General features: G+C 44.1%; 16 protein-coding genes. All 16 read right to left on the reverse strand.

The features are described 5' to 3' along the window. Window positions 1-37: 37 nt before the first annotated feature. Window positions 38-2944, reverse strand: coding sequence for an IPT/TIG domain-containing protein (locus PLA01S_RS26805; RefSeq protein ID WP_127594809.1), 2907 nt, complete (start codon window positions 2942-2944; stop codon window positions 38-40). Window positions 2945-2994: 50 nt separating this feature from the next. Beyond that, window positions 2995-3360 (reverse strand): hypothetical protein, encoded by a 366-nt coding sequence (locus PLA01S_RS26810; protein WP_127594810.1) that lies wholly within the window; start codon window positions 3358-3360, stop codon window positions 2995-2997. Continuing rightward, complete coding sequence (fliS, locus tag PLA01S_RS26815; protein WP_015737714.1) at window positions 3357-3758, reverse strand: flagellar export chaperone FliS; 402 nt, start codon at window positions 3756-3758, stop codon at window positions 3357-3359. Before fliS ends, PLA01S_RS26810 begins: the two co-directional genes overlap by 4 nt. Continuing rightward, complete coding sequence (locus PLA01S_RS26820) at window positions 3755-4105, reverse strand: flagellar protein FlaG (RefSeq protein ID WP_127594811.1); 351 nt, start codon at window positions 4103-4105, stop codon at window positions 3755-3757. The genes fliS and PLA01S_RS26820 overlap by 4 nt, the downstream gene beginning before the upstream one ends. A gap of 18 nt (window positions 4106-4123) precedes the next feature. After that, window positions 4124-5059 carry a flagellar filament capping protein FliD gene (gene fliD, locus PLA01S_RS26825; RefSeq protein WP_127594812.1) on the reverse strand — a complete coding sequence of 312 codons (936 nt, stop codon included), beginning with the start codon at window positions 5057-5059 and terminating at the stop codon, window positions 4124-4126. A 168-nt stretch (window positions 5060-5227) separates the two neighbouring features. Then, window positions 5228-6034 (reverse strand): flagellin N-terminal helical domain-containing protein, encoded by an 807-nt coding sequence (locus PLA01S_RS26830; protein ID WP_127594813.1) that lies wholly within the window; start codon window positions 6032-6034, stop codon window positions 5228-5230. Between the two features lie 110 nt (window positions 6035-6144). After that, the gene (locus PLA01S_RS26835; protein ID WP_127594815.1) at window positions 6145-6369 is read right to left on the reverse strand and encodes a carbon storage regulator; all 225 of its coding nucleotides are present in this window, start codon (window positions 6367-6369) and stop codon (window positions 6145-6147) included. Next, window positions 6369-6791, reverse strand: coding sequence for a flagellar assembly protein FliW (locus PLA01S_RS26840; protein ID WP_127594817.1), 423 nt, complete (start codon window positions 6789-6791; stop codon window positions 6369-6371). Before PLA01S_RS26840 ends, PLA01S_RS26835 begins: the two co-directional genes overlap by 1 nt. A gap of 50 nt (window positions 6792-6841) precedes the next feature. Then, window positions 6842-7408 (reverse strand): DUF6470 family protein, encoded by a 567-nt coding sequence (locus tag PLA01S_RS26845; RefSeq protein ID WP_127594819.1) that lies wholly within the window; start codon window positions 7406-7408, stop codon window positions 6842-6844. A gap of 34 nt (window positions 7409-7442) precedes the next feature. Further along, window positions 7443-8339 carry a flagellar hook-associated protein FlgL gene (gene flgL / locus PLA01S_RS26850; RefSeq protein WP_127594821.1) on the reverse strand — a complete coding sequence of 299 codons (897 nt, stop codon included), beginning with the start codon at window positions 8337-8339 and terminating at the stop codon, window positions 7443-7445. Window positions 8340-8354: 15 nt separating this feature from the next. Further along, window positions 8355-9917 (reverse strand): flagellar hook-associated protein FlgK, encoded by a 1563-nt coding sequence (gene flgK, locus PLA01S_RS26855; RefSeq protein ID WP_127594823.1) that lies wholly within the window; start codon window positions 9915-9917, stop codon window positions 8355-8357. A gap of 26 nt (window positions 9918-9943) precedes the next feature. Continuing rightward, on the reverse strand, window positions 9944-10444 hold the full coding sequence (locus PLA01S_RS26860; protein ID WP_127594825.1) for a flagellar protein FlgN: 501 nt from the start codon (window positions 10442-10444) through the stop codon (window positions 9944-9946). Continuing rightward, on the reverse strand, window positions 10441-10737 hold the full coding sequence (gene flgM / locus PLA01S_RS26865) for a flagellar biosynthesis anti-sigma factor FlgM (RefSeq protein ID WP_127594827.1): 297 nt from the start codon (window positions 10735-10737) through the stop codon (window positions 10441-10443). The genes PLA01S_RS26860 and flgM overlap by 4 nt, the downstream gene beginning before the upstream one ends. Window positions 10738-10824: 87 nt before the next feature. Then, entirely contained in the window at window positions 10825-11235 is a 411-nt protein-coding gene (locus tag PLA01S_RS26870) for a TIGR03826 family flagellar region protein (protein WP_127594829.1), read from the reverse strand. Between the two features lie 113 nt (window positions 11236-11348). Continuing rightward, window positions 11349-11993, reverse strand: a complete 645-nt coding sequence (locus PLA01S_RS26875; RefSeq protein WP_246059870.1) for a ComF family protein — start codon at window positions 11991-11993, stop codon at window positions 11349-11351. A 334-nt stretch (window positions 11994-12327) separates the two neighbouring features. Continuing rightward, window positions 12328-13540, reverse strand: a 1213-nt coding sequence (locus PLA01S_RS26880) for a helicase-related protein (protein ID WP_127594833.1), incomplete at its 5' end; no start/stop codon positions are given.

Genomic DNA, 13540 nt, shown 5'->3' on the forward strand with positions numbered 1-13540 from the left:
TATTTACCTCAACCCGATCTTCTTGTGTTGTACGTTATTAATTATAAGTGTAAGTGACTGTATTGCTCTCGAGCGTATCTGGATTTACAACCCTCACTAAAACTTCACCTGTGTTGCCGGTTGGAACTGTAACTCGGATTGTAGTCGAACTTGTGTATACGACAGTAGTCGCTTCTACAGATCCGAAATACACTTTTGGTTTATTCTTAAAGTTTGTTCCATAAATGTATACGACGTTGCCTGCTTTGCCTGTTACAGAAGAAAGACTGGTAATAACTGGAGCAGCTGCGGCCGGAAGATCAGTATAAGTAAATGCAAAGGTAGCTGATTGCCCACTCGACAAGCTCACAACTAATGGCACTTGTCCCACCGTTGAGCTAGCCGGCACTGTCACTCTTAAACTAGTTGAGTTTACATAAGCAGTGGTTGCATTGACACCATTAATACTTACGGCAGCGGATGTATCGAAATTGTTGCCGTTAACATAGATTGTCGCCCCGCCTGCACGGCTTGCACTTGCAGGAGAAATGCTAGTGATCTCCGGCAAGATTGGTAAGTACTCAAATCCGCCTGCCAATGTTTCCGTTCCGCCATCCTTATTCGTAACAGTAACATCAACAACTCCTGTCGTTGCTGTTGCTGGGACAACTATTTTAAGCTGGCCCGAATTAATATATGTTACACTAGCATTTGTTCCACCGAGGGTTACAGTTGCGCCACCACTAAAATTTTCACCGTCGATATACGCAATGTATCCACCTTTGATGGATCCCTGATTTGGGGTTACAGCTGTAATATTAGGGTCAGAGATGATTGGCATCGTATATTCATATCCTTCTTGTAACAACGCAGATTGATCATTATTCGATACTATAACATCAACTTTACCTGCCATTGTAACAGCTGGTACAGTTAGGCGGAGGGTTGTTGAGTTCACATAAGTCGCATTGACGTCATTTGTACCAAACGTAACTTTAGTTACGCCATTTACGAAATTGGTGCCGTTAACATATACCGTATTCCCGCCTGTTATCAAACCCGTATTCGGTGTTACTGATGTGATCGTAGGTGTCGGATAAACAATTGCGTTATAAGTATAGCTTTGTGATTTTGTGTACACTGCTCCTTCAGCAGTACGAACGGAAACATCTACTGTTCCTGCTGCATCGCCTGCCGGAACAGTCACCCTCAATTGAGTTGCCGATACATACGAGGTTGATGCATCTTTTGAACCAATAACAACTTTCATACCGCTTTTAAAGTTTTTACCGTTCACATAAATCGTATTTCCACCTGTTACCACACCATTGTCAGGTGAAATCGAAACGATTTCCGGATCTGTTGATGGAGGAGCATCATAGGTAAACCCTCCTGTCACAGTAACGGTAGTTCCATCCGGATTCGTAAGCGTAACGTCAACTGGACCTGCCTCTGCGCCAATCGGGGATTTGACAGAAATTTGATCGGATCCATAGTAATAGAAGAGTGGAGCCGTTTTATCGCCAAATTTCACAGTCAGGCCACTCATGAAATACTGTCCCTTAATCGAAACGATCGTTCCACCTACAAGCGGTCCATTAGCGGGAATTATAGAAGTAATAATCGGATCAGTCTTATATTGATATTGCGCTTTCGCAACTTGATTATCTGGGTTTGTTACACTTACATCTACCATCCCTTGCTTCCCTGCAGGCACGGTTGCCGTAATTTCAGTGCTGCTGACAAAAGCTACATTTGTAGCTGCAGTAGAGCCAAATTTCACTGTTGCTCCAGACACGAAATTTTGACCTGTAATGGTAACTGTCTCACCGCCGTTCGGATGTCCGAAAGGTTCTGTTACAGCGGTTATTACTGGTGCTGGCAGTTTAACCGTAACATTAACGCTTGGAATGCTCTTCGTCCGGTTAGCTCCAGCATAATCTTTGTAAGTAATGCTTGAGGCATTCAACGAAGCCGGGAAAGTGCCCGCTTTCATTTTATCGACTGGACGAATTTTGTACTTGAATGTTAATGCGCTATTTTTCAATTCATTGAATTTCCATGTCAATGTGTTGCCTGTCACCGTAGGTTTAGGAATATTATCCTCGAAGGATCCAGGTACAATCTCAAAATCGTTACCAACTATATCTGTCACAGTAACATCATAAGCGCTCGCCATGCCAATTTCTTTAACGATAGCTGCATAAATTTGGTTAAGTCCATTTGAACCAAGAACAAAGTGATGATGAGTTGCAGTTGTAGCCATATTTTTCATAAGGACGTTCGGAGCACTAGTAATAGGATCTTCGTTAGGATTCAGAAGAGCAATTGTATAGAATATAACCCCTGCATCCTTTGCAGCTTGTGCCCTCTGAAGCGCGTAATCAAACGGATCAGTGTTCTTCGGCGATTCTGTCGCCGCTCCATCCGTCATCAGTACAATTACCGGCTGAGCTTCTGTACGGTGGTCAGCCAGCAATGCGACCGCTGCATCGATTGCATTCCCTGTAGCGGTTCCTCCGCCAGAATTAATTGTATTAATGTAGGACTTCGCTGCATCTTTATCCACCGTGAATGGAAATGAACTTGCGGAGGAGGAGAAATCAACAACCGCTACTCTATGTTTAGTCATATCCATTAGATCGACGAACCCTTTTGCCGCTTCTTTAGCATTCGTCATTTTGTCTTCCCCATTATTAGGGCCATACGTTGGGGCCATACTGCCCGATTTGTCAATAATAAGTACAACGTCATTAGGCATGACCACATTAGCAGGCGGAGTTCCTGTAATGTTGAGCGCAATTTCCGTTTCCTCTTGTGTTGTGATTTTTGTTGGATTTGCTGATTTGGTAACCGTTACATAATCATTGATCGCAGCCTCCCCTTGTTGCGGAGCGGCGATTAATCCATATAACGCGAACCACACAGCGAAGATGATCGTGAAGCATTGTTTAAACTTCTTCATAGGCTTTTCTCCTCTATTAAAAAAGTAATAGCAAACGGTTCGATGTTTACTTATTGCTGACTATCGATAAAGTACCCTACATGCTGCGTATATTCGCCAAGATAGGCACCTTTAGACTTTCGACTCTCATTTATTCGGTTTAGTTCCATTCTCGCTGCCTGTCGTTTCTGCGCGAAGGCTTCATTATTCGTCTTCTCTAATTCAATGCATTCCAGTAGAATGCTCCTATCCGACTCCGTATATGAGAAGCCATTCATTTGAGACAACTGATCGATCTGCTCTCTTAGTTGGGCTTGATCATATTGAAGAGAATGAAGCGATTCATAGTCCGCTTCATTCTCTAGATCCAAATCGCTTATCGCTCGAGTTATGTCCCTTAATTCCAACAACAAATTCTCCGCGGCGCTCGATTTCATTGAACTCCCACCTGCTCGCCATTCGAAATTAATTTCAGGGCTTCAGCCCAAGTATCTCGAAGCTCGGTAAGAAGTTGGATGCAATCCTCTGCCGATTTAACGTCAAGCTTGACATTTGCTTCGAATAGTTTCTCATTGATATAGGTGTATAAGCTGTACAACTGCTTCGATATTTCATACTCCATGTTTAGAGTCGATTGAAGTTCATCTATAATGTTTTGCGCTTTCACGAAATTCAAGTGCTTCCCTTCCATATCATGAATCTCTATACTCTGAACAGCCAACTTTAAATACTTTATACAACCGGTATAGAGCATTAATGTGAGTTGACCCGGCGACGAAGTTTGAATTTTCGTATGCAGATAGTTGTATTGTGCCTGTAAGTTAATTTTTCTCACCTTTTTTCGTCAATGATTGCCCCAACTGAAAGCTCCTTCAATTTCTCAACAAGATCGATAAACTTCTCAGAAGGTATTTCGTGAATGACCTCTTTGTTCTTGTCCAAAATTTGGACAATTACTTGATTCGTACTTTCATGCACTTTGAATTGAAACGAGTGTTCGGTACCTTGAGCTGCCCGGTTTGCTTTGTCAATCGCATTAACGAGGGCTTGCTCACTAACCGATAATATGGAATTCTTGCTCTTTGACTTCAACTCTTGATATTCTCCACTAACACGAACAATTGGAACAGTTTCTTTTATCTTTGATGACTGAACTGGCTGCGCATGAGTTGTTATCTCCATTCCCTCACAGCCTTCCTTTTATGCAAATTGTTGTGATAACCAACTAGACTGAGCATTGCTTTGCGATATCGCCTTTTCCATTGCAGCGAACATTAGATAATAGCGATCTTCACGTTTATTAAGTTGTTCGTTTTTACGCTCGACTTGGTTATCAATTTTGTTCATTTGAGAAATCAATCCCATGCTAGTTACATTACCACCGCTTATCTTCCTCGTAACAGAGGCGACCGCTGTGTTCATTGCATCATATGCACGTTGAAATATCCCTTTTCCTTGAGGATCAGTACCTTGTGCCGAGAACAGAGAAATAACCGCTTCCGGATTCTTCTCTACCGCTTCGCGCAGTTTGTTCTCGTCTAGGATTAGCTTGCTATTCGTTTCTGATGATGCACCAACAATGTATTTAGGCGTTGTAATTCCGATCTCACTCAATGTATCAAATTCAGGATCAACTCCCGATACTACCGCCGAAGTCAAACCTTTCAAATCACTTAACGCACTTTTCAAAACATCATCTTTACGCAGGATCCCGCTCTTTGCTTTGGTTTCCCAGTTTTTAATATCCGTTTCGCTTAACGCCGCCTTCTCTTCGGAAGTGAGCGGTTGATAATCACGGTTCACTTTTTCTGTCAATGCCCCGCTAATGGATGAAATCGTGTCGTTATATTTGCTTACAAAGTCTTTGGCCTTGGCAATGATCTCATCCGTACTTAAACGTACCGTGTTGCCATTTCCGTCAGATTTATTCCATCCACCAGAAAACCGCAAAGAAGATACCGATTCGCGCAAGGTAGAGAACTGTAAATTGAAGCTGGTATACTTCTCGACCTTCCACTCCATCGTCTGCTTCTTCTGTAATAGTTTGTTAACAGGGATTCGTTCAGCCTTCATGAGCTCTTTAATCATTGAATCGGTGTCTAGTCCTGAAGCTATTCCGCTAAGGCGTATTGGCATATGGATACCCCCCTCTTGTTTATTGAATTGACCTCTAACTCTATATATCGAATGAACATACTATAAAATTTAGATTTACATAAATATATCTGTTCTATTTATGTTCAGCCTCTTACAGAAAAAGAGGTCCACAAATCTCGTGGACCTCTTCCGGTATCAAGCAGAATCTTAACGAAGCAACTGCAGTACGCCTTGCGGTGCTTGATTCGCTTGTGCCAGCATTGCCGTGGAAGCTTGTTGCAGGATGTTGAATTTCGTATACTTCATCATCTCTGCAGCCATATCCGTATCACGAACACGCGATTCTGCAGCTTGCAGGTTCTCGGCATTAACGCTTGTGTTGTTGAATGCATGCTCCAGACGGTTCTGGTAAGCCCCCAGTGTGGAACGAGCTGTGTTAACTGCTGTGATCGCAGCATCTACTACTCCACGTTCAGTTGCACCAGACGCTTGGTCAGTAATGGCACCGAATTGAAGGGCAGTAAGGTCAATACCAGACAAATCAAGAACGATTGCATCTGCGTCACTGCCAGCGCTTTGAATTGTAACATTACCAGCAGATCCGTCAAGCAGCGTAATTCCGTTGAACGAGAAGTTCGTCGCATTGCGGCTGATCTCATCGCCCAATGCTTGGTACTCGAGTTGAATAGATGCGATATCATCGGCGCTATACGTTCCGTTGGACGCTTGCGTCGCAAGTTCCTTCATACGGGTCAACATGTCGGAAACTTCGTTCATCGCACCCTCAGCCGCTTGAACCATCGAAATACCGTCTTGCGTATTACGCATACCTTGATTCATGCCTTTGATTTGCGCGCGCATCTTTTCAGAAATCGAAAGACCTGCAGCGTCGTCAGCAGCACGGTTAATGCGGAAACCGGAAGACAATTTCTCGCTGGACTTACCTTGTTGAATGTTGTTGAAGGACAGGTTGCGGTGAGAGTTCATCGCGTTAAGATTGTGGTTAATAATCATTGATTATTCCTCCTTGAAATATGGATTTCACATCCTTGTGAATTAGGCTTTTCGCCCTATAATATATATCGGAGCTATCTTAGGATTATTTATAGCAAACTTCAGATTTTTTATTGTTTTTTTATTGTTTTTAATAAATTTACGTTTTTCAAAGTTGCACTGGCTTCTAAATTGGTGGCCCTGACCTCTTCAGCAAGCTCTTTTCTCAAAATAGAGACATCCGCTGGCGCGCTGATCCCTAACTTTACGCTTTCTCCGTCAATGGAAGAGACAAAAATTTCAATCTCATTGTTTATTAAAATGGTTTGCCCACGCTTTCGGGAAAGTACCAGCATTATTCTTCTCCCCCTTGTCCTTGATCATCCGCGAACAATGGACTGTTCGTCTTGTACGCTGTTTGTTCATGAAATACATGCTGTAAACCGACTTTTCTGGAAACATTAATAATGAGAGGAGCCAATAGATTAATTGTAGACGCTTGCTGGGGATCCCGGATAGTAACAATAGATAACACTAAAACTTCTTCAGGTCTTTCTGTATTCAATCTTTTCTTTAACAAATCACTTAACTGTAATTCATAGTTTTTGTACCATTGAAATGGGGGCGTGACAAGAAAAGATAATTCCGGATTTTCAATGCTATTTAAATAGGCAAACGGCGTTTCTTCTACTGCTTCCATGACAAAAGTGTCCAATTCATCAAACCCTAGAATGCTTCCTTGGAAGGAAACTTGAATCCCGTTAAACTGACTAAGCATTTGATCGCCTCCTATAAAAAAAGCTACAGCCTATAAGCTATAGCTTTATTTTAACTATAAAAGTCATACTCATTCACCCACATACTCAGTGAATTTTTGTTTCTCATATAAATATTAGCAACAGCCGCTTCAAAGGATGCTTGGGGACGCTGCGGCGTATATTCAATTTGCGTAACTTGATCGCTCCATTGAACATCCAGTTCAGTTGGAGCGTAATGAACATCAACATTTGCAACAGAAGCTTGCCCATTATACTCAATGGTTGACTTCTCCTGGATTCGGTCTGCCATCATATCAGCAATCTTACTTCCCGGTTTTGTAAATTGGGCTAATCGGTTCCCTTCCTCCACAATTCGTGACACGTTGGTAAGGTACTCCTGATCCATCTGACTAAATACCATATTGCACCAGTCCAAATGATTCCCTTTCCCTAAAGCCATCCAGGCTTTTGAACTATCAACCGTCAACTTCGCTGGAGTACGTTGAATGTCCATTTTTGCCGTTTCAGTCTCGATCTTCAAATCGCCGGGGGGAGACTCGATACTTAACTTCGCTTTACTCGTCTCTATACCGATGGAAGCATAGGTTTGGCGAATTGATAGCCTTAATAAATCCATCTTCCTACCCCCGTTTCTCTATATCATAATATTATTACCGAAGATAGTCTAGCAAGCTTATCTGCATGATCTTCGCGCTAGTTGCTAGTGATGCTTGATACACGCTTTCATCTTGCTTAAGCTTCATAATTGTTTCAGCGTAATCAGCATCTTCTACCTTTGCTTGCATAGCGGTTAGATTTATCTCCAGATCGCCTAATCGATTGAAGATAAGGTCCACCCTGTTTGTCTTGGCTCCAATCTCTGATCTCGCCTCGTTAATCTTTGATAAGCGGCTGGATAAGTTATCCAATTCTGTTCGAGCGGCAGCTTTATCATCGATAGTTAATGCAGCTTGAACTCTATTCAAAATACTGAATAGATTATCTGGGTCTGATGGTTCCCCAAATACATCTTGACCTGTAACGTTAATATTTAAGGTTGCCCCTTCTGTAAACTTATATGTGATTCCATGAAGATCTGTACCCTGAGTAGGTGCTAGAACTTTGTCGTATGGCGCTTGATCAGTTAACTGGCCATTAAAGATATACTTATCGTTAAATTTACTATTGCCTAATGAAATGAGTTGCTCGTAAATTTGTTTCAGTTCAATGTTAATTGCATCTAATCCCTCTTGGGGATTAGTTCCATTGACAGCATTAACAATTAATTCATTGGCCCTTTGAGAAATCTCATTAACTTGACCGATCACCGTATCCGTATATTCCAGCCAAGAAAGTGCCGTGTCCGCATTTTTCTGATATTGATCATTAAACGATAACTCGCTCCGATATCTTAATGAATATGTAATCCCAACAGGATCGTCAGATGGCTTATTTAACTTCATGCCTGTAGAAAGCACATTCATGTTTCCATCCATTCTCACTAGATTCGTATTGATATTTCGCATCATTTGCAGGTTCATCATACCTGGTGTAACACGTAAAGCCATGAACTATCGCCTCCTCTATCTACCTACAACGCCCATGCTGTTAATGATTTTATCCAGGTTTTGATCAATTGTTGTCATAAATCGTGAAGCAGCTCCATAGGAATGCTGTAATTTGATTAAATTCGACATTTCTTCATCCAAGGAAACTCCACTTACAGATTGTCTTCTGGAATCAACCTGGTCGACTAACAGTTGGTTATTTTCTTGCTGTCTTAAAGCTTCTCGGCTCTGAACACCCATCTGCCCCATAACGGCTCGGTAATAATCATCTATTGTGCCATTTGTAATCCCATTGTTACTTGCTATGGAGCCAAATGTAAACGGACGTTCTCTAAGCTGAGACATCAATAAAGCGAGCGTATTATTCCCTTTCACTACTTCATCCCCATTAGCGCCTGCAACAACTCTCAATGAGGAAGCAATCTTGTTAGGGTCTTGGATAATGGCATTATTAACGCTAAATGAAGCAGCCGTAATAGGCCCCCCGTCCTTGGAACTAAAGAAATCACCAGCCGCTTGAGCGGGAGAAGTAAATAAATACCCCAGTTTATGGAGTCCATTAAGACCTTTTACTGTGACTGTCGTATCTGCAGTTAAAGTTCTCGTCGTTCCACTATAAGTCACACCATTAAGCATGGTTCCTTCAGGAAGCACCGAACCAGCTGGAATCGTAATGCTAACATCGCCGTTAGCTATCGTATTAGCCAACTCGTTTAATTGGTCCAAGTAATCCTTTACGATGCCGTCCCTAGATTTAATAATACCGAAAAGTTCTCCGCTATTCAGAGTATTACCGGCATATGCGGTCTCTAATTGAGCAGGGGTAACGGGAACAGCTGCATCCCCTGCAACAAGTTCAAGTCCCCCAACGGTAACCCGATAGCCCGTCTCTTCCTCTACCACAGTGACGTTAGCCATGCGAGAAAGTTCGTCGATAATGAGGTCTCTTTGATCGCGCAAATCATTTGCATTATCTCTAAAACCTTCAATTCGATTAATTTCATAATTTAGCTGAGCGATTTGAGTGGTCAGGGTATTAATATGATCTGCATTTACGCTTATCCCCTGAGTCAAATCCGCCTGCATATCAGTTATTTTCTTGCTAGTTTCGTTAAAGGCTTCTGCCATTGCTAAAGCATTTTCCCTGACGATCTTTCTTGAAGTTACGTTCTCAGGGTCTTTACTGAATTCAGACCAAGCCTTCCAAAAGTTATCGATAACCGTTGTCAACCCAGACTCAGAAGGTTCGTTAAAAATCGTTTCCAGTTTAGAGAGCGTTCCTGCTTGTACTTCCCAATCACCAAGAGAGCGATTGGCGTTCCAGTATTGTTGATCCAAAAACTGATCTCTTACACGTTTGATATAATTAACTTCGACACCTGTGCCCAGCTGGCCAGGAGATATCTGATTATGCATCCCTGGCATAGCCAGCGGACGTGAAGCGATCAAACCTACAACTTGCCGTGAGTAACCAGGAGTGCTGGCATTTGCTATGTTATGACCGGTCGTGTTCATACCTGCCATCTGAGCAAAGAGGCTGCGCTTCGCAGTTTCAATCCCGTGAAATGTAGATACCATGTGTTCTCTCCTTAATAAGTGCCACGCTACGCTTTGGCATCAAAAAAATTGTTTTTATTCGAAAGAGCCGGTGGAGTGTCCGTAGGCTTCTTATAGATCATTTCCTCATCCACACCAACGATTATATTTAAAGAGAAGTCAATAAAATGCAGAGACTGCTCAAGCAACTGGGTCGTTAATTCATTCTGCTTTTTTAATATCATGGCGTTATTCAGCAAGCTATCACGGATTTGCATAAGCTCTTGCTTTTCGTCCGGATCAAATACAAGTCGCGATAGCTCGGTTACGCTTAGACTCAATTGGGAACGTATTCCCTTTTCCTGCAAGAAAAAACTCACTTGCTCCACGCGCTGCTGTTCCAGTTCGTTCATCTGTCTTAACAACCGATTTTCAATCGTCATCAGCCGAGTCAAGTTCGACGAATCATTATCTATGATTGCCTGTTGTTTCTCTTTACCGACATCTATCATTTCAAGATGGACATCGTTTAACTTCGTCATTGCTAAAATGACATTCTGTACACTCACTTGGACTCACCTGATTTATTGTAGGATTGAAAATACGGGAGCAATTTGTCTGCCAAACGGTCGACTGGTACTTCATATGTACCGTTGGTTACAGCTTCCTTCAAACGCTGAATTTTCTCCGCGCGATCCGGATCCTGTACTTTATTCTGTGCACTCAGTTCCATCGCCTCCGGGGAGATTGATACTTCATCCTTACGGCGTTTCTTCTTATCGATATGCTGCATCTCCCGAGATTCAATATTCCGTTGATACGAATTGATGCCGTTCACACGTCCCGATTCGTTAATCTTCACGCCCTATTCACCTCACTTAAAATAAAAGACCGATAAGCTTTACTAAGTTTATCGGCCGGATATGAAACATTGTTAATAGTTCAAAAGTTAGTATTTGCGCAGTTTATCGACTGCACTGTAAGTCTCTCTATCTTTTCTGGACCCAGGCTGATTTTCCTGGTCGCCAGCAGCAGCCTGCCTTAGCTCCCTCGTTAATCGCGTTCGACAGGACTCGCACATATTACTCTCACGAATCAACGTTCCGCACACCTCGCAAGGATACGCAAGGTTTGGCGCGTTCGCAATCGAGATCCGGCCTTCCTTGATGAACTTCGTAATTTGCCGCACAGATACTTCCGTAGCCTCAGACACTTCATGAATCGTTGCACCTTTTTGCTCACGAAGGAAGGCTGCGCATTTCTCATATTCCTTCTCAATAACCTTCATGCATTCAGGACATAACTCCCGAATATTAACCGTATATAACTTGCCGCACCGAGGGCAATTCCCCAGATTCATGCTCAACAACCTCCATGCCACATAGAACCTTTGATACCCCTAGATTACATTATCTCAGGCCTTACGTCTATCATTCGGTAACAGAATCCACACATTTTTCCTATTTTAATCATTTACGAGCGAGCCCAGGTTAAACTATAGATCTCGACGGGCATTTCCATAAGGGGTTCGCATCTCCGCAAAACCTGCGCACAAGCATTAATCGTACTTCCAGTTGTATAGATATCATCAATCAAAAGTATACGGAATGGTCCTTTGAACAGAGATGCTCCCATTTGAGAACGAGTTTGCTCTGCGGCCTGATTACTTATGGACAAAAGCATATCGGGTCCATCCTGCAATGCACCGAAAACACCCTCCATATCCTTCAACCGATCCATCCGGCTTTTGAAGCTCTGTTTATCCGTGTGACGTCTACGTTCCAACATCTGTACATAAGGCACCTTAATTCTAAGCGCAAGCCCCTGTGCGAGTACCTCCGCTTGATTGAAGCCCCTCTCCTGAAGCCTTTCCCCACTGACCGGAACCGAAGTGACGGCATGTACACTCCATGGCATGTTACTAGATTTCCGTGACCCCTTATAGTCCAAATGGATGTTTGCTTCCCGATGGAGCAGCGTGTACGCCCGTAGCATCATCTCTATCAAAAGAGGAGCATAACGTTCATTCCCTCTATATTTGTACTGAGCCAACCACTCTCTCATCTGTGTATCATAGGTTACCGCACTTCGATTCAAAATAAAGCTTCGATGGTTCAAGCCTGGTCGAATGCAGTCGGGGCAGCCGATTCCCCGCCCGCAGCGCCAACATTTGGGTTTCATAATCCAGGGGATATTCCGATAACAGGCACGGCATATGCCCGGAAGTTCCCGGGTGAATGAACCTGTTTTCCCACAAGCGAGACAGGTTTCGTCAATTGGTTTGAGCAAACGATGCATATGCCCGATCAGATGGCTAAAGGCGTTTGATATCAATTATGCTCCTTCCTTTCTAAGAGAGGTAGAATAAAAAGAATGATTAATATCACTGAACGGATAAAAAGACTACAAAACAACAACGCGAATATATTGTCATCACTATTACGGGAATCCCCTAGTATTCGACAATTTCCTGAACAGACCGTAAATACCCTCCCTTACGCGCGATTCTGTTCATCGCCTTGATTTGTCGGACTGCCGAGCTTTGGCTCCGAGTCCATTGGGGCGCAGCAAATACCACCCGTCCTGCCGGATCATCCTTGGATCGGCCCGCGCGGCCGGCCATTTGAATCAATGCAGCTTCATCAAAAAGCTCACTGTCTGCATCCAAAATGAACACGTCACTCTTAGGAACCGTTACCCCGCGCTCGAGTATGGTCGTTGTCACGAGTAAGCGAATCTCCCGGTTACGAAAGGACATCACTTTGCTTGTCCGTTCCGGATCGATAGATGAAGTCCCTTCAATCGGCATATTGGTTATGGCCTTGCGAAGCAGCTCCAGAATTGGAGCAATATGCTTGATGCGGGAAACGAACAGGAACAACTGAGCACCACGGGAAAGAGATGCGCTCAGACTGCGAACCAAGAGTGGGGGAAGCTTTTTTTCCTGTAGACAGCGGTTCACCGTCAAGATTTTCAGCTTTTGTGGAACGGGTAACGGATGACCGTGGAAGCGTGCGGGGACTTTGGCATGTGGCAATCTGCCTGCAGCCGCCTCACGCTGTAATGGCGTTGGCGGAGTGGCTGATAGGTAAATATACTTTCCCCCTATTTTGCAAGCGCCCTTGGCCGCGAAATCCAGCATCGGATCGTTATGATATGGGAATGCATCAATCTCGTCGATCACGACCAGGTCAAAAGCTCTCTTGAAACGCATCAGCTGATGCGTTGTTGCCAGTGTGATGCTCCCCCTCTTCCATCTGTCCGGACTTCCCCCATATAACGTGACTACCGTCTGTTCCGGGAAGGCCTTGGATAGACGTGGTGCCAGCTCCAGCACCACGTCCCGTCTTGGCGCGGCAACCAGCACGCGCCCACCCGTATCCAGAATAGACTGCAGCAGCGGAAAGATCATTTCGGTCTTTCCGGCACCGGTCACCGCCCAGATGAGAAACCGGGCGGGCACCGCGGAGCCCCCTGCGGGCGGCTCCGCCAAAAACCGCAGCGCAGCGCCAGCGGCGGCGCTCTGCGCTGCGCTAAGCCCCCACCGGCCCAAGGCCGCGGTGGGGGAACCCCCGGCCGTGCCCCGCACGGCCGATCCTGCTGCGCCATGCAGCAGCAGGGCACAGGAGCGGCTGCGCCCCATCGCGAGGCAGGCCTCGCAATAA

Source organism: Paenibacillus lautus NBRC 15380 (assembly GCF_004000945.1).
GTDB classification, from domain to species: domain Bacteria; phylum Bacillota; class Bacilli; order Paenibacillales; family Paenibacillaceae; genus Paenibacillus_AQ; species Paenibacillus_AQ lautus.